The organism is Actinoplanes sp. NPDC049548 (assembly GCF_040676695.1).
Taxonomy (GTDB): domain Bacteria; phylum Actinomycetota; class Actinomycetes; order Mycobacteriales; family Micromonosporaceae; genus Actinoplanes.
The window spans coordinates 131,422-146,606 of record NZ_JBFAPM010000006.1 but is presented as its reverse complement, the minus strand read 5'-3'; the positions used below and the strand labels follow the sequence as shown (position 1 = coordinate 146,606).

The 15,185-nt window shown below is 71.4% G+C and carries 19 protein-coding genes and 1 pseudogene; 17 read left to right on the top strand and 3 right to left on the bottom strand.

The window, feature by feature from the left end; translation table 11 throughout:
- Positions 1–85 precede the first annotated feature (85 nt).
- From AB0J80_RS14480 to AB0J80_RS14410, 15 genes and pseudogenes are all read left to right on the top strand, one after another.
- On the top strand, positions 86–535 hold the full coding sequence (locus AB0J80_RS14480) for a hypothetical protein (RefSeq protein WP_364704701.1): 450 nt from the start codon (positions 86–88) through the stop codon (positions 533–535).
- Between the two features lie 122 nt (positions 536–657).
- Positions 658–2,064: a proline--tRNA ligase gene (gene proS, locus AB0J80_RS14475; protein ID WP_364704699.1), complete on the top strand. Its 1,407-nt coding sequence runs from the start codon at positions 658–660 to the stop codon at positions 2,062–2,064.
- Entirely contained in the window at positions 2,061–2,714 is a 654-nt protein-coding gene (locus AB0J80_RS14470) for a DUF402 domain-containing protein (protein WP_364705057.1), read from the top strand. The genes proS and AB0J80_RS14470 overlap by 4 nt, the downstream gene beginning before the upstream one ends.
- A gap of 46 nt (positions 2,715–2,760) precedes the next feature.
- Positions 2,761–3,417 (top strand): hypothetical protein, encoded by a 657-nt coding sequence (locus AB0J80_RS14465; RefSeq protein ID WP_364704697.1) that lies wholly within the window; start codon positions 2,761–2,763, stop codon positions 3,415–3,417.
- A 178-nt stretch (positions 3,418–3,595) separates the two neighbouring features.
- Entirely contained in the window at positions 3,596–4,111 is a 516-nt protein-coding gene (gene rpsP / locus AB0J80_RS14460; RefSeq protein WP_364704695.1) for a 30S ribosomal protein S16, read from the top strand.
- Positions 4,089–4,346 carry an RNA-binding protein gene (locus tag AB0J80_RS14455; protein WP_014447131.1) on the top strand — a complete coding sequence of 86 codons (258 nt, stop codon included), beginning with the start codon at positions 4,089–4,091 and terminating at the stop codon, positions 4,344–4,346. The genes rpsP and AB0J80_RS14455 overlap by 23 nt, the downstream gene beginning before the upstream one ends.
- Before the next feature lie 18 nt (positions 4,347–4,364).
- Complete coding sequence (rimM, locus tag AB0J80_RS14450) at positions 4,365–4,925, top strand: ribosome maturation factor RimM (protein ID WP_364705056.1); 561 nt, start codon at positions 4,365–4,367, stop codon at positions 4,923–4,925.
- A 13-nt stretch (positions 4,926–4,938) separates the two neighbouring features.
- The gene (gene trmD, locus AB0J80_RS14445; RefSeq protein ID WP_364704694.1) at positions 4,939–5,703 is read left to right on the top strand and encodes a tRNA (guanosine(37)-N1)-methyltransferase TrmD; all 765 of its coding nucleotides are present in this window, start codon (positions 4,939–4,941) and stop codon (positions 5,701–5,703) included.
- 125 nt (positions 5,704–5,828) lie between these two features.
- Positions 5,829–6,188: a 50S ribosomal protein L19 gene (gene rplS / locus AB0J80_RS14440; protein WP_364704692.1), complete on the top strand. Its 360-nt coding sequence runs from the start codon at positions 5,829–5,831 to the stop codon at positions 6,186–6,188.
- Between the two features lie 227 nt (positions 6,189–6,415).
- A complete protein-coding gene (lepB, locus tag AB0J80_RS14435; RefSeq protein WP_364704690.1) occupies positions 6,416–7,300 on the top strand; it encodes a signal peptidase I in 885 nt (294 codons plus the stop codon).
- Entirely contained in the window at positions 7,297–7,947 is a 651-nt protein-coding gene (gene lepB / locus AB0J80_RS14430; RefSeq protein ID WP_364704688.1) for a signal peptidase I, read from the top strand. Before lepB (AB0J80_RS14435) ends, lepB (AB0J80_RS14430) begins: the two co-directional genes overlap by 4 nt.
- A gap of 56 nt (positions 7,948–8,003) precedes the next feature.
- Positions 8,004–8,447 carry an NUDIX domain-containing protein gene (locus AB0J80_RS14425; protein WP_364704687.1) on the top strand — a complete coding sequence of 148 codons (444 nt, stop codon included), beginning with the start codon at positions 8,004–8,006 and terminating at the stop codon, positions 8,445–8,447.
- On the top strand, positions 8,447–9,283 hold the full coding sequence (locus tag AB0J80_RS14420) for a ribonuclease HII (RefSeq protein ID WP_364704686.1): 837 nt from the start codon (positions 8,447–8,449) through the stop codon (positions 9,281–9,283). Before AB0J80_RS14425 ends, AB0J80_RS14420 begins: the two co-directional genes overlap by 1 nt.
- Positions 9,280–9,603, top strand: coding sequence for a DUF2469 domain-containing protein (locus AB0J80_RS14415; RefSeq protein ID WP_043532656.1), 324 nt, complete (start codon positions 9,280–9,282; stop codon positions 9,601–9,603). The genes AB0J80_RS14420 and AB0J80_RS14415 overlap by 4 nt, the downstream gene beginning before the upstream one ends.
- Positions 9,604–9,691: 88 nt before the next feature.
- Positions 9,692–10,096, top strand: a pseudogene (locus tag AB0J80_RS14410) (M23 family metallopeptidase); the annotation flags it as partial.
- Between the two features lie 14 nt (positions 10,097–10,110).
- Here the strand turns inward: AB0J80_RS14410 and AB0J80_RS14405 are convergent.
- Positions 10,111–11,298 carry an aminotransferase class V-fold PLP-dependent enzyme gene (locus AB0J80_RS14405; RefSeq protein WP_364704685.1) on the bottom strand — a complete coding sequence of 396 codons (1,188 nt, stop codon included), beginning with the start codon at positions 11,296–11,298 and terminating at the stop codon, positions 10,111–10,113.
- Positions 11,299–11,397: 99 nt separating this feature from the next.
- On the bottom strand, positions 11,398–12,330 hold the full coding sequence (locus AB0J80_RS14400; protein WP_364704683.1) for a tyrosine recombinase XerC: 933 nt from the start codon (positions 12,328–12,330) through the stop codon (positions 11,398–11,400).
- A gap of 329 nt (positions 12,331–12,659) precedes the next feature.
- Between AB0J80_RS14400 and AB0J80_RS14395 the strand changes: the two genes are divergently transcribed.
- Both AB0J80_RS14395 and AB0J80_RS14390 read left to right on the top strand, forming a co-directional pair.
- Positions 12,660–13,160 (top strand): DUF6636 domain-containing protein, encoded by a 501-nt coding sequence (locus tag AB0J80_RS14395; protein ID WP_364704682.1) that lies wholly within the window; start codon positions 12,660–12,662, stop codon positions 13,158–13,160.
- Between the two features lie 376 nt (positions 13,161–13,536).
- Positions 13,537–13,998 carry a pyridoxamine 5'-phosphate oxidase family protein gene (locus AB0J80_RS14390; RefSeq protein WP_364704680.1) on the top strand — a complete coding sequence of 154 codons (462 nt, stop codon included), beginning with the start codon at positions 13,537–13,539 and terminating at the stop codon, positions 13,996–13,998.
- A gap of 462 nt (positions 13,999–14,460) precedes the next feature.
- Here AB0J80_RS14390 and AB0J80_RS14385 read toward each other — a convergent pair whose 3' ends face one another.
- Positions 14,461–14,865 (bottom strand): winged helix-turn-helix domain-containing protein, encoded by a 405-nt coding sequence (locus tag AB0J80_RS14385; protein WP_364704678.1) that lies wholly within the window; start codon positions 14,863–14,865, stop codon positions 14,461–14,463.
- Positions 14,866–15,185 lie beyond the last annotated feature (320 nt).

Sequence of the window (15,185 nt, the reverse complement as noted above, 5' to 3'; positions counted from 1 at the left end):
AGCGTGGGTCGGCGGCGCTGGTGAACCGAAGATCCACGCAGCCGTTCTACGGGCGTCACGTCCGCGTTTCTCACGAGGAGGAGAAATGTCCAGCAGTAACAGTGGCGGCGGGTCAGGATCCCAGCAGCCGTCCCAGCAGCAGAGGCCCCGGATCGCGCCGGGCGAGCGGGCCATGCAGCAGGTCGCCGACGCGTTCGCCAACATGCACGTGAACGGTGGCGGCGGCCGCATGTACGGAGTTTCCATGACCTACGAACAGGGGCAGCTGACCCGGCTCGCAGCGCACTCGAACCGCCCTGCGGCTGCGCACGACGCGTTCACCCAGCGGGTCAATTCCGAGGTTGCCCGGGCGGCGTACCAGCCGACGGCGCCGGCGCGACCCCGGCCGCCGGCCCCGGCCGGACGCGGAGCCGGCGGGTCGCAGTTCGTCGAGCAGCTGAGCCCGGTGCAGTCGCGCGCCGGTTCTCTGCACACCGGCAACACATCATCCTCGTCCTCCACCCACAGCAGGGGTCGCGGCGGGGGCGGGCGCTGACGGCGCTCGTTGCCTAAAGACCGGGCGCGCCTGCCAGGCGGTGGGCGCGCCCGTACCGTCATCCACAGGACACGGGACGCCCGCCCCGGTGGTCGCGGCGGGCGCGGCTAGGATGCTGCCTCATGGCTCGCGTGCTCACTCCCCGTGCGGAGGACTTCCCCCGCTGGTACCAGGACCTCATCGCCAAGGCTCAGATGGCCGACAACGGCCCGGTGCGCGGGACGATGGTGATCCGGCCGGCCGCGTACGCGATCTGGGAGCGCATGCAGGCCGAGATGGACGCGCGGATCAAGGAGGCGGAGGCGCAGAACGCGTACTTCCCGCTCTTCATCCCGGAGAGCTACCTGAGCCGCGAGGCACAGCACGTCGAGGGCTTCTCGCCGGAGCTCGCCGTCGTCACCCACGCCGGCGGCAAGGAGCTGGCCGAGCCGATCGTGGTCCGCCCCACCAGCGAGACGATCTTCGGCGAGTTCATGGCGAAGTGGATCGACTCGTACCGCGACCTGCCGCTGCTGCTCAACCAGTGGGCCAACGTGGTGCGCTGGGAGCTGCGGCCCCGCACGTTTCTGCGGACCACCGAGTTCCTCTGGCAGGAGGGCCACACCGCGCACGCCACCGAGGCCGACGCCCGCGACTACGCGCGCCGGATCCTGCACTCGGTCTACGAGGACTTCATGGTCAACCTGCTGGCCATCCCGGTGGTGCCGGGCCGCAAGACCAAGGGCGAGCGGTTCGCCGGCGCCACCAACACCATGACGCTCGAGGCCATGATGGGCGACGGCAAGGCCCTGCAGATGGGTACGTCGCACGAGCTCGGCCAGAACTTCGCCAAGGCGTTCGACATCACGTACACCTCCCAGGCCGGCACCGTCGAGCACGCGTGGACCACGTCCTGGGGCAGCACCACCCGCATGATCGGCGGCCTGATCATGGTGCACGGCGACGACAGCGGCCTGCGGCTCCCGCCGCGGCTCGCGCCGATCCAGGCCCAGATCATGGTGGTCAAGGCCGGCGAGGGCGTCACGGAAGCGGCGGTCAGGCTGCGCGACGAGCTCAAGGCCGCGGGGGTACGGGTGAAGCTCGACGACCGCGCCGACGTGCCGTTCGGGCGCCGGGCGGTCGACGCCGAGCTGCAGGGCATCCCGGTCCGCATCGAGGTGGGCCCGCGCGACCTGGCCGCCGGCAACGCGGTGGTGGCCCGGCGCGTCGACGGCACGAAGACGCCGGTCGCGCTCGGCGCGGTCGTCGGTGAGGTGACCGCCGCTCTGCAGGCCGACCAGCAGCGCCTCTTCGACAGCGCCCTGGCCCTGCGCGAGGAGCGCACGGTCGACGTGAAGACCCTGGGCGATGCGATCGAGGCCGCCCAGACCGGCTGGGCCCGGGTGCCGTGGTCGGCGGTCGGCACCGACGGCGAGACCGAGGCGAACGGCAAGGCGGTCACCGTCCGCTGCCTGGTCAACCCGGACGGCTCGGTGCCCGAGTCGGACGACGAACCGGGCGTCATGGCGATCCTGGCGCGCGCGTACTGATGTTCGCCCCGGGGCGCCTGGTCCTCTACCGCAACATCGACGGTCCCCGGCTGGCCTCCGTACGGCCGTGCCGGGTGATCTCGGACGACGAGCGCGGGCTGCTGCTCTGGCTGGCCCGCGGCTCGGCGGTGGTCGTGGAGGAGGCCACCGACGGCCGCGGCATCCGCGACATGCCGTTCGCCGAGTGGATCGGGCTGAGCCACCGGGTCGTCCCGGCCGTCTGGCAGGGCCCGGGCCTGCTCAAGTTCATCCCGCCGGACGCCGACCACTCGGTCTGGTTCTTCCGCGACGACCAGGGCACCTTCACCACCTGGTACGTCAACCTCGAGGAGCGCGCCCTGCGCTGGGACGACGGTGACGTGGCCGGCGTCGATGTGATCGACCAGGACCTCGACATCGTCGTACGCCCGGACCGCACCTGGCAGTGGAAGGACGAGGACGAGTTCACCGAGCGCCTCGCCTTCCCCTCCCACTACTGGGTCCGCGACGAGGCCGCGGTCCGCGCGGAGGGCCTGCGTGTGACCAAGCACATCGAGGCGGGCGACTTCCCCTTCGACGGCACCTGGACCGACTTCCAGCCGGACCCGTCCTGGCCGGTCCCCACCCGCGTCCCGGACGGCTGGGACCGCCCGCCCGTCCCGCGTTCTTGATCACTCGGGGCAGCGCGACGGCCGCCGAGGTCCGTAGCCTGCGCGGGTGACTGTCCCATCCACCCTCGTCGCGGAAGTGCCGCCCGCCTGGGATCCGATCCCGCGCCCCCCTCGCCGCACCGCCTCCTGGCTCGCCCTGCTGGCCGTCCTCGCCGGCGGCGCCTACGCCTACCACGCCGTCCGGGGCCTTGTGGGCGCCCCGTATCCCGCACTGGTCCGCGACATCTGCCCCGTGGTGGACCTCCAGCCGATCCTCAGGGCGCTGCCGGGGCCGGTCGGGACACCCACCGCCGCCGACCGGCCCTCCGATGCCGCTTCGGCCGGTGAAGCGGTCATCCACCGCTGCCGCTTCTCCGTCACCAGGTCCGACGGCGTCACGCCGCGCGCGGTCGGCGAGATGACCGTCACGCGTTATCCGTACGCTCCCGTCGCGCAGCTCTACTTCTCCACGCTCCGCGGTGACGCCGCGGGTTCCATCTACGCCGAGAAGGACGTGCGGGACGTGGCGGGTCTCGGCGAGGAGGCTTTCAGCCACTCCGACGGGGACGGCGCCTTCCAGGTGGCCGCCCGGGACGCGAACCTGATCATCGACGCGCAGCTCGTCGTACCGCGGGACGGCTCCGTGCTGGCCGTCGACCCACCGGAGCCGGCCTTCCGGGCCCTCTCGGACGGAATCCGGGCCTCGTTCCCGCGGCTTCGCTGAGCTGTTCCGGCCCGATTGTGAGGGCGCGCCGTTCGTCTGGCAGAATGGCTAGCTGGTATCCGGCACGCGTGAGGCGCCCTCTAACCCTGAGCGCGTTGCCAGTCCACGAGACATCGGTCCCGCATCCCCACGTGGGTTCCGTCGGCTCACCCTCGTGATCATCAGGAGCGAAACAACCGTGGCCGTTAAGATCCGGCTCCTGCGGATGGGCAAGATCCGCAACCCGCAGTACCGCATCGTCGTCGCCGACTCGCGCACCAAGCGTGACGGCCGTGCCATCGAGTACGTCGGCATCTACCAGCCGAAGCACGACCCGTCGGTGATCGAGGTCAAGAGCGAGCGCGTGCAGTACTGGCTCTCGGTCGGCGCGCAGCCGAGCGAGGCCGTGCAGCGCATCCTCGAGAAGACCGGTGACTGGCAGCAGTTCAAGGGCCTGCCGGCCCCGCCGCCGCTGCTCGTCGCGCCGGAGAAGGCCAACCGCCAGGCCGCCTACGAGGCCGAGGCCAAGGCTGCCGCCGGTGTCGCCGACACCCCGGCCAAGCCCGCGAAGAAGGCCACCAAGGTCGCCGCCGCGCCCGAGGCCGCCGAGGCCAAGCCGGCGCAGACCAAGGCCGCCGACCCGGCCGAGCCCAACCGCGAGGCCGTCGCCGAGACCGCAGAGGACCCGGCCGGTGCCGGCGCCGACGCGAGCTGACGGGGCGCTCCGGCCCGCGCTGGAGCACCTCGTCAAGGGCATCGTCGACAACCCGGACGACGTCCGGGTGCGGCTGGTCGACTCGCGCCGCGGCAAGCGGCTCGAGGTCCGCGTGCACCCCGAGGACCTGGGAACGGTCATCGGTCGGGGCGGGCGGACGGCCAAGGCGCTGCGTCAGGTCATCGGGTCGATCGGTGGGCGCGGCATCCGCGTCGACATCGTCGACGCGTACTGAGGCATCCGTCGCGCGATGTTGCTGGTTGTCGGCCAGATCGGTAAGCCCCACGGCATCCGTGGGGAGGTCATGGTGACCGTCCGGACCGATGAGCCAGAGGCGAGATTCGTCGCCGGGGCGGTGTTCGCCACCGAGGTCCCACGGGACCGCAGGGTGAGCACCGGCCCGGCGCCCGCCGCCGGCGTCCCCTACCGGGTGCCGGACAAGCTGACCCTGGAGTCGCTCCGCTGGCACCAGGGCAAGATCATCGCCCAGTTCGAGGGCGTGCACGACCGCAATGTCGCCGAGGCGCTCCGCGGCGTGTTCCTGCAGGTCGACAGCGCGGACGTGGCGCCGCCGGACGATCCGGACGAGTTCCACGACCACCAGCTCATCGGGCTCTCGGTGGTCGGCGTCGACGGCGCCGAGCTGGGCACGGTCGACCGCATCGACCACGCACCCGCCTCGGACCTGATCGTGCTCCGCAAGGCCGCGGGCGGCACCGCGCTCATCCCGTTCGTCAGCTCGATCGTGCCGACCGTCGATCTGGCCGCCGGCCGCGTCGTCGTCGACCTGCCCGAGGGCCTGCTCGACCTCTAGAAGGTTTCCCGCCGTGCGCGTCGACGTCATCTCGATCTTCCCGGACTACTTCTCCCCGCTGGACCTGTCGCTGATCGGCAAGGCGCGGGGCGCCGGGATCCTGGACCTGTCCGTGCACGATCTGCGCACGTGGACCTCCGACGTGCATCGCACCGTCGACGACACCCCGTACGGTGGGGGGCCCGGCATGGTGATGCGCCCCGAGCCGTGGGCCGCCGCTCTTTCGGAAGTCGCGTCGCCGGGGGCGACGCTGGTGGTGCCCTCCCCGGTCGGCAAGCCGTTCACTCAGGCCGACGCTGTCTCCCTGGCCGCGCTTCCGCATCTGATCTTCGCGTGCGGCCGGTACGAGGGCATCGACCAGCGGGTCATCGACGATGCTGCGACCCGGATGCCGGTCCGTGAGGTGTCTCTGGGGGACTACGTCCTGTTCGGCGGCGAGGTTGCGGTCATCGTGATGCTCGAGGCGATCACCCGGCTCCTGCCCGGCGTGCTGGGCAACGCCGAGTCGCTGACGGAGGAGTCGCACGCGGCCGGCCTGCTGGAGGCGCCGGTCTACACCAAGCCGGCGTCGTGGCGGGGGATGGACGTCCCGGAGGTGCTGCGCTCCGGCGATCATGGCCGGATCGCGCGCTGGCGCCGGGAGCAGTCGCTGCTGCGGACCGCCGCGCGACGGCCGGACCTCTTCGACGCGTACCCGCCGGATCGCCTCGACAAGCGCGACCGCGCGGCGATCGAGGAGGCCGGATTTCGGGTCCCGGGGTCGGGTGTGGCAAAGTAGGGAGGTTGCCGTTCGCTCCCACGCCGTGGCGGGCGGACGAGGATCTTCCTCAGTTGCGGAAGATCAGAATCACCCATTCGCGCATCGAACTCCCGGTGCGCTATGAGTTACCCGAGGATGCAGCGATGAACACGCTGGACGCTCTCGACGCCCAGTCGCAGCGCACCGACATTCCCGACTTCCGCGCCGGGGACACGCTCAAGGTCCACGCCCGGGTCGTCGAGGGCAACCGCTCCCGCGTCCAGGTCTTCCAGGGCGTCGTGATCAGCCGCCAGGGCGGTGGCCTGCGCGAGACCTTCAAGATCCGGAAGATCAGCTTCGGCGTCGGGGTCGAGCGCACCTACCCGCTCAACAGCCCGGCGATCGACCGCATCGAGGTCGTGACCCGCGGTGACGTGCGCCGCGCCAAGCTGTACTACCTGCGTGAGCTCCGTGGCAAGAAGGCCAAGATCAAGGAGCTGCGCGAGAAGCAGACCGTCAGCTGAACCCCGTGACGGTCCGGGGCCGTATTCACTCGGACTGACGTTTACTGCGCATGCGAACTAGGCTTGCGCCAGTGACGGATGGGAATCAGTGCCATTGCGGCGTCCGCCGCGCTGGTGGGCCATTCGCACTACCGCCCGACCTGTTCCCTGCGGGGCACTGCGGGCGGTAGTGCTGTATCCGGGGCAGTGCACCGGATAGGCGGCGGGAGATGCGTAGCGTGGAACCGATGCAGGGGTACCGGGGCTCCTCCTCCGGGCGGCGCCGCGGCCGGGTGATCCGGCGCAAGGAGATGCCGCTCTGGCAGGAGCTGCCGCTGCTGCTCGTCGTGGCGTTCTGCCTCGCGGTGCTCATCCGTACCTTCCTCGTGCAGGCATTCTTCATCCCGTCCGGCTCCATGGAGAACACCCTGCTCGTCGGCGACCGGGTGCTCGTGAACAAGGTCGTCTACGACATGCGCGACCCGGTCCGCGGGGAGATCGTCGTCTTCCGCGGCACCGACAACTGGGCCCCCGAGCAGCCCTCCCAGCCCATCAGCAACACCTTCGGCGCCAAGCTGGGCCGCACCATCGGCGACCTCGTCGGCGTCAGCCGCCCGGGTGAGCGCGACTTCATCAAACGGGTGATCGGCCTGCCCGGCGACAAGGTCGCGTGCTGTGACGAGCAGGGCCGGATCACGGTCAACGGCCAGCCCATCGACGAGCCGTACGTGCAGGAGAACTCCCCCCTCGACGCGCCTCCCAACCCCCGGCAGTGCAGCAGCCGGCGCTTCGCCGAGGTGACCGTGCCCGCCGGTGAGATGTTCGTCATGGGCGACCACCGGCTGGTCTCCCAGGACGCCCGCTGTCAGGGCCCGGTCCCGATCGACAACGTGATCGGCCGCGCCTTCATCGTTGTCTGGCCGACGAGCCGCTTCACCAGCCTCTCCGTCCCCGACAACTGGAAGGCGTACGCCGCCGCGCACCCGGTCGGCGCCGCACCGCTCGGCCCGCAGCCGGCCCGGGGACCCGATCCGGCCACCACGGCCGCAATGTTGCCGTTCCTGCTAAGTGTCGGCGTATCCGCGCGTTCCGGACTGTGGTTGCGGCCGCGGCGACGTAGGCTCCGTTCGTGATTGACGAGCAGACCGGCGAGCAGCGCCGTGGTTCCTTCTGGCGCGAGCTTCCCATCCTGCTGGGCGTGGCGATCCTCGTCGCCGTCCTGGTTCGGGCCTTCGTCCTGCAGACCTTCTACATCCCCTCCCCGTCGATGGAGCACACGCTCAACGTCTGGGACCGGGTGCTGGTCAACAAGCTCGTCTACGACTTCCGCGAGCCCCGCCGCGGCGAGATCGTCGTGTTCAAGGCGCCCAGCGACTGGCAGAGCGGCACCGAGGGCGAGGACTTCATCAAGCGCATCATCGGCGTCGGCGGCGACCACGTGGTCTGCTGCGACGGCCAGCAGCGCCTGATCATCAACGGTCACCCGCTGGACGAGCCGTACATCTACAAGGACGCCGACGGCAACCAGGACCCGGCCGCCGACGAGCCCTTCGACATCACCGTGCCCAAGGACCGCCTCTGGGTGATGGGCGACCACCGCTCCGCCTCCGGCGACTCCCTGGAGCACTGGGAGCAGACCGAGAACATCGAGGAGGCCACGATCAAGGCCGACTCGATCGTGGGCCGGGCCTTCACCATCTTCTGGCCGGTCGACCGGGCCACCTGGCTCCCGGTGCCCGAGCAGTTCGACGGCATCCCCGACCCGGCCGCCGCCAAGTAGCGGTGGACCCTGGGGGCTGGGCTCAAGATCGATGTCCGGCGCAATAGGCTGGAGACGTGACGTACATCGACCGGCGCGCCGCCCGGGTGCTGCTCATCGACGCCGACGAGCGTGCGCTGCTGCTCCGCGGCGGTGACCCGGCGCGGGCGGGCACCCGGTGGTGGTTCACCCCCGGCGGAGGCCTCGGCGAGGGCGAGACGCCCGCTCAGGGGGCCGCACGCGAGCTGTACGAGGAGACCGGGCTGCGCGTGGACCCCGAAGAGCTGGGCGAGCCCGTACACCACGAGGTGACCGAGTTCAGCTACGACACCCGGCAGTACCGGCAGTCCCAGCACTTCTTCCTGCACCGCGTGCCGCACTGGGACGTGACCTTCGACGGCTTCGACGCCGGCGAGCGCGAGACCATCACCGAGCACCGCTGGTGGTCCCCGGCCGAGATCGACGCCTCGGACGAGGAGATCTACCCCCTCGACCTCGCCGACCTGCTCCGGCGGCTCTGATGCTGGCACCTCCCCGTACGGTCGTCCGGCGCGAAGGCGGTCTCTACGCCCTGGAGCGGGCGCTGCAGCGCCGCGGCTTCCGCAACGTCGCCGGGGCGGACGAGGCCGGCCGCGGCGCCTGCGCCGGACCGCTCGTCGCCGGCGCCGCCATCCTGCCCGAGGGCAAGCGCGGCGAGATCGAGGAACTGGCCGACTCCAAGCTGCTGACCCCGGCGGCCCGCGAGCGGGTCTACGACGAGGTCGTGAAGCGGGCGCTGGCCTGGTCGGTCGTGATCATCCCGCCCGCGGAGGTGGACGCGCGCGGCCTCCACGTGTGCAACCTCGCGGCGATGCGCCGGGCGCTGGCGTCGCTGACGGCGGCCCCGGACTACGTGCTCACCGACGGCTTTCCGGTCGACGGGCTGGGCGCACCGGGTCTGGCGGTGTGGAAGGGCGACCGGGTGGCGGCCTGCGTGGCGGCGGCCAGCGTGCTGGCGAAGGTCACCCGGGACCGGCTGATGGTGGAGCTGGACGGGCGGTTCCCGGACTACGGGTTCGCGGTGCACAAGGGCTACATCACCGAGGAGCACAGCGCGGCGCTGACGGCGCATGGGCCCTGCGCCGAGCACCGGTTCTCATATGTGAACGTGGCGGCCGCCTCCGGCCGGGGCAACCGCCCGCCGCGTGCGCGGCGCCCGGCGGCGGCGCGTCCCGGTTCTCTTTCGGAGCCGGCTTCCGCCGAGCCGCTGATGCTCTGGCCGGAGCTGGAGGGTACCGTCGGCGTGGCGTCGGGCGAGCAGCCTCGGCCGCCGGTGCCGGTGGGGGAAGATGAGGCCATGGAGGGCGAGAAGCGATGAGCGCAGAGGATCTCGAGAAGTACGAGACCGAGATGGAGCTGCAGCTCTACCGGGAGTACCGCGACATCGTCCGCCAGTTCTCGTACGTGGTGGAGACGGAACGCCGCTTCTACCTGGCGAACCAGGTGGACCTGCACGTGCGCAACTCCGACGGCGAGGTGTACTTCGAGGTCGAGATGCACGACGCGTGGGTCTGGGACATGTATCGCCCGGCGCGCTTCGTCAAGAACGTGCGGGTGATGACGTTCAAGGACGTCAACGTGGAGGAGCTGGAGAAGCCGGACATCTCGCTGCCGGACGACGCGAACTTCGGCGGCTGACCGTTATCCACAGGGCCTGAGCGGGCCGGAGGCCGGATCCGGGACCATCCAGGGCATGGCTCTGCTGCTGGCACTCCTGCTGTCCCTGTCCTTCACCTGGCCGGTGCCCGATCCCCACGTGACGCGGCGCTTCGACCCACCCGCCCAGCCCTGGCTGACCGGCCATCGCGGCGTCGACCTCGCCGCCGCGCCCGGCACACCCGTGCGCTCCGCCGGGCCCGGAACCGTCGTCTTCAGCGGCACCGTCGCGGGCCGCGGCGTGGTCAGCATCTCCCACGCCGACGGCCTTCGGACGACCTACGAGCCCCTGCTTCCGGCACAGCTGAGCATCGGCGACACGGTCACCGCCGGCCAGGAGATCGGCCGGCTGGCACCGGGGCACCCCGGCTGCCCGGCGGCGGCCTGCCTGCACTGGGGCCTGCGCCGCGGAGCCGCCTACCTCGATCCACTCGCGCTGGTGGGACTCGGCCGCGTCCGCCTCCTGCCGCTGTGAGTGCGGCCCGGGGGTCAGCGCGCGTTGCTGAGCAGCTCCGGGAGGTGCTGCGCCAGGCGGTCGTACTCTTCGGCTCGGTTGTAGACCTGAGCGCTCAGCCGGAGCCATCCGCGCCCGCCCCACGCGTTCACCGCCACCTCGGTCGCCAGCTTCTCCGCGATCGCCTGGCGCAGGGCGTACGCCTCCGGGTGCGTCGTGGCGATGCCCGACGGCAACGGCAGAACCCGCATCGACGCCTCCGCGGCGCCCGGATCCGGCAGGTCGGTGGGCGCGAGGCCGATGGCGGCACCGACGACCCGCTGACCGTACGCAGCCAGCGCCGCATTGTGCCGCCGCACGGTGTCGACGCCGAGCGTGCGCAGCGTGAAGAGCCCCGTCGGCGCGGCCAGCCACGACGTGTAGTCCAACGTGCCCTGGAACTCCACCGACAGCGGATAGCCGGAGTCCTGCTCCCACGAGACGACGAGCGGTTCCATCCGGCGCCGCCAGGCCGGGGCGACGACCAGCAGCGCCGTGCCTCGAGGCGCGTACGCCCACTTGTGCAGGTTCCCCACCCAGAAGTCGGCGCCGATCCGGTCCACCTCGACGGGCAGCATGCCGGGCACATGGGCGGCATCGACGAGAACGGGGATGTCATGCTCGCGTGCCGCGGCGGCGATCTCCCGCACCGGCAGCACCTTGGCGGTGGGCGAGGTCAGCTGGTCGACGATGAGAAGCTTCGTACGCCCGGGCCGCAACGCGCCCCGGACCCGCGCCACCACCTCGGCCGCACCGGCGTCGACGGGCACCGCGACGGTCCGCGCCGTGGCACCCGCCCGCCGACACTGGCGCCGGGTGGCCAACGCGTTCGCGCCGTACCCGTGATCGGTCAGCAGGACCTCGTCACCGGACTGAAGGCGCACCGACTGCAGCACCAGCGAGACGCCCGCGGTGGTGTTCGGCACCAGCGCGCTGCCGTCCGGATCGGCCCCGAGGAACTGCGCCAGGTGCCGTCGGGTATGGACGATCCGGTCGGTGAGCCCGGGCGGCAGGAAGAACGACATGGGGTTGCGCTCGGTCTCGTCCCGCAACCGCTGCTGAGCCCGCTGCACGCTGATCGGCACGGCGCCGAAGGAGCCGTGGTTGAGATAGGCGGTGGCGGCGTCGAGGGAGAAGAGGAGCCGCGCTCCCGGGATGGGCGGGGGCGGATCTCCGGCGCTCACGCTGCGATCGTACGTCACCACACGCTGCATCGTGCCGTGATCCACAGCCCGACCACCCGTCCGCCGCCGCTCCTCCCACCGGTCTCGAGCACCGTGTGGTCAAGCGCGGGGGTGGGCCTGCTTGAACGCCTCGCGGAGCCGTTCGCTCGACACGTGGGTGTAGATCTGGGTGCTCGACAGCGACGCGTGCCCCAGCAGTTCCTGCACCGCCCGCAGGTCGGCGCCCCCGTCCAGCAGGTGGGTGGCTGCCGAGTGGCGCAGGTCGTGCGGGCTCGTGTGCGGAAGGCCGGCAGCCCGGGCCGCGGCGTCGACGATCCGGCGTACGGCCGTCTGCTGCAGCCGTCCACCGCGCGCGCCGAGGAACAGGGCATCGCCGCTGCCGGGGCGGACCAGCTTCGGACGCCCGTGCCGCAGCCAGTCGTCGAGCGCCCGCTGCGCCGGCACGCCGTACGGGACCGCGCGCTCCTTGGCGCCCTTGCCGAAGACGCGGACCACCCGCCGCGCCTCGTCGACGTCGGTGATGTCCAGGCCGCAGAGCTCGCTGACCCGTACGCCGGTCGCGTAGAGGAGCTCCAGGACTGCTCTGTCGCGTACCGAATGGAGGTCTGCCGTGGTGACGACCAGCTCCGCCGCCTGATCGGCGCGCAACACCGACGGCAGATCGCGATGCGCCCTGGGACTGGCGAGCGGCGCCCCCACATCGGCCGCGCAGAGCCCGGTCCGATGAGCCCACGCGGTGAACGTGCGCGCAGCCGCGGCCCGCCGAGCCTGAGAGGTGCGGGCGGCACCCTCGGCCATGCGCCGCGCCAGCCATCCCCGCAGGACCGCGATGTCGAGATCACCGGGAGAGGCGCACCCGGCGGCGGCCGCATGATCGAGCAAGGAAACCACGTCACCGACATACGCCCGTACGGTGTGCGCGGAGCGATTCTCGATCCGGGCGAGGTGCAGGCCGAAGTCGTCCACGGCTTGGCGCAGGGCCGGCGGAAGTGCCTCATGAGCTGCTCGGGTGGTGCTGCGATCTTGCTCCACGGACCTATCATTCCGCCTTTGGAGGTGGCATGGCTGCTGCACACGATCCCATCAGTCGCGCCGGCCTCGAAGCCGGAGGGGTCGCCTGCCGGACATGTCGGAAATATTGGTAGTGCTGGTGGGCAGTGATGAGGGGTGCGCGCGTGCGCGGCGGCGGGTTGGCGGTTGATGCGGTGAGTGGTCGACGTGGCGGTTCGTGGGATGAAGGTGGTGCTTCGGCCGGGGTTGAACGTGGTGCTTCGGCCGGGGGTGCTTCGCGGGTGCGCGGCGGTGGGTTGGCTGGTGGGGTTGCGCGCTTGCGGGCGGGTGTAGGGCTCGTGGCGGTGGCTGTGGCGCTCGCCGGGTGCTCGAGTTCGTCCGGTTCGCGTACCGATCCGGCGGTCACACCGACGGCTGCTTCGAATGCCGGATTGGGAGATGCTCCGGCTTCCTCGGCTTCCTCGGCCTCCTCGGCGCCCTCGGCGTCGCCGGTCGCATCGCCGCAGGTCGTCACCGAGGCCGCCTTCGTGTCGCCGTCACGCAACATCGGCTGCTATCTCTCCGTGGACGGGGCGCGTTGCGACCTCGCGAAGAAGAACTGGTCGGCCGGACCCGCGCCGGCGGATTGCGAGCTCGACTGGGGCTTCGGTGTCGCGGTGGGCAAGACGGGACAGGCGAACTTCACCTGCGCCGGAGACACCGTGCTAGGGGCTAACGACATTCTCGAGTACGGGCAGGCGCTGCGGGCCGGCGACTTCCGCTGCGACAGCGGGAGTGCGGGTATGCGGTGCGAGAACGAGGCGTCGGGGCATGGGTTCACGGTCGCCAAGGAGCGGTACGACTTCTTCTGAGGTGCGCGGCTTCTCTGACGCGCCTCGGGCTTCCTGCTGAGCCGCCTTGCGGTTTCTCTTCGAGGGCTTCCTTCAGAGCGCCGTCTGACGCCGTCCGCCTTCCTCCGAGGCAATGTCCGTGTCGGCGGCGTTCGCGTGGGGCGGCGTCGGGATCCGGTGGGGTTCGTGTGGGGCGGCGTCGGGATGCGGTGGGGTTCGTGTGGGGCGGCGTCGGCGTCCGGCGGCGTCCGCGTCCGCGGACAGGGCCTTGCGGGACCTGCGGTGGCGGGCCGGGGACGTCCGGGGTGCCATCGTCCGCGGAGATTCCTGTCTGCGGGCCCTCCCGATGGCCTCGTCCCGGCCCGTTATTGTCGGACCCCGGTCCTAGGGTCGAGCCATGGCGAGTTGGCAGCAGATCGAGGACGACAACCCGACGTTCGCCGCCAAAGTGCGGTCCCTCTTCGACGCCGGCACCAACAAGACGATTGCGACCCTGCGGCGCGACGGGTCCCCGCGAATCAGCGGCACTGAGCTGAAGTTCGAGGCCGGGGAGATCACATTCGGCTCCATGAGCGGCTCGATGAAGCTGCTCGACATCCGCCGCGACCCCCGCGTCGCGATCCACAGTCCCACCCTGGAACCCCCGGCCGACCACCCGGAGCAGTGGCCCGGCGACGCGAAGCTTGCCGGCACCGCCATCGAGATGCCGCGGCCGGAGGGCGATCCGCATGAAGGCGCCGGCTACTTCCGTGTGGACGTGAGCGAGGTCTCGGTCACCTACGTCGGCAACCCGGCGGACCACCTCGTGATCGAGTCCTGGGATGCAAGACACGGTTACCGCCGCCGCACCCGCAAATAAGGGCGCGGTCGGCACGGCGAGCGCCGCGACGGCCTCCACGGATACACATCCTCGCCGCCGGAATCAGGCCGTTTGAGCTGTTGATGCGTGCGCGTAGGCGCGAAGCGTCAGTGCGCGTCGGGTGGACGCCGGTCGTCGGTCATCGACTCATTGGCGGTCGCGCAGCTTGGGAGTCTTCGGCGGAGGCGGGAGGCCGGGCGGCGGGAGGTGACGATCGGGGGCCGGGAGGCGGCGAGGCCGGGAGGCGGGGAGGTCGGGAGGCGGGGTGGCCGGGCCCACGGGAGGCGAGGAGGCCGGGTGGCGTGGTGGCCGCGCCGCCGGGAGGCCGGGTGGCCCGGTGGAAGGGAGGCCGGGCCTCCGGAAGGCGGGGAGGTGGGGTGGCCGGGCGGCGGGAGGTGACGATCGGGACGTCGGGAGCGGGAGGCTGGGAGCGGCTGGTCCGTGGGGGTGGGCCGTGGAGCGTCAGGGGCGGGTCAGCTGCACGCGGTCGGCGGGGTACACCGTGACTGTGCCGTCGGCAGCCGTCACGACGAGGACCGGGACGCCTTCGCCGAGGCGGTATGTGCGGCGTTCGGCGTCGGTCGGCATGCGGGCGCCGGCCTTCTCGCCGCGGCCGAGGGTGACGACTTCCGTCGGTTCCGGGACGCGGACGAATGTCCCTCGTGGGCGGTCGACGGTCACCAGGCCCTCGGTGCGGAGCTGGCCGATCGCCTGCCGGACGGTGGTGCGGCTGATGCCGTACTCCTGGGCCAGCCGCAGTTCGCTCGGCAGCGGCTCGCCCGGCGCGAGCTCGCCGGACTCGATCTGGTTGCGCAGAAGATCGGCGAGCTGGCGGAAGACCGCGCGGTCGGCCGAGGGATCGATCATGTGGGACACCGTACGTGGTCACGATGCTCCATAGCATTGTACGTACGGGGAGACATCGGTATGATCAGACTGCCACGCTGAGAAGGCCGAGCTTGATCGGGTGGCGAGCGGCGGTCGGCTGTCCCAGGAGGTCCCGACCGCCGTCCACGCTGCCGGACATGTCATCCGGCAGCTGCGCCGAGCGCGCTTCGGGAAGCGTTCACAGACTGCCCGGTTCACCGACTCCGAGGGGCGCGGGAAGGTCGGATGCGCCTGCCTTGAAGGCCGCCCGGGAGGTCCGGTGCGCTTGCGCTGAGAGCTGCGCGGAGGTCCGGTGCGCT

Bases quoted from the DNA above. Each gene is read 5' to 3' on its own strand.
- AB0J80_RS14480 (WP_364704701.1), top strand. From the start codon at position 86: ATGTCCAGCAGTAACAGTGGCGGCGGGTCAGGATCCCAGCAGCCGTCC.
- proS (WP_364704699.1), top strand. From the start codon at position 658: ATGGCTCGCGTGCTCACTCCCCGTGCGGAGGACTTCCCCCGCTGGTAC.
- rplS (WP_364704692.1), top strand. From the start codon at position 5,829: ATGAACACGCTGGACGCTCTCGACGCCCAGTCGCAGCGCACCGACATT.
- lepB (WP_364704690.1), top strand. From the start codon at position 6,416: ATGCAGGGGTACCGGGGCTCCTCCTCCGGGCGGCGCCGCGGCCGGGTG.
- AB0J80_RS14420 (WP_364704686.1), top strand. From the start codon at position 8,447: ATGCTGGCACCTCCCCGTACGGTCGTCCGGCGCGAAGGCGGTCTCTAC.
- AB0J80_RS14415 (WP_043532656.1), top strand. From the start codon at position 9,280: ATGAGCGCAGAGGATCTCGAGAAGTACGAGACCGAGATGGAGCTGCAG.
- AB0J80_RS14390 (WP_364704680.1), top strand. From the start codon at position 13,537: ATGGCGAGTTGGCAGCAGATCGAGGACGACAACCCGACGTTCGCCGCC.
- AB0J80_RS14385 (WP_364704678.1), bottom strand. From the start codon at position 14,865: ATGATCGATCCCTCGGCCGACCGCGCGGTCTTCCGCCAGCTCGCCGAT.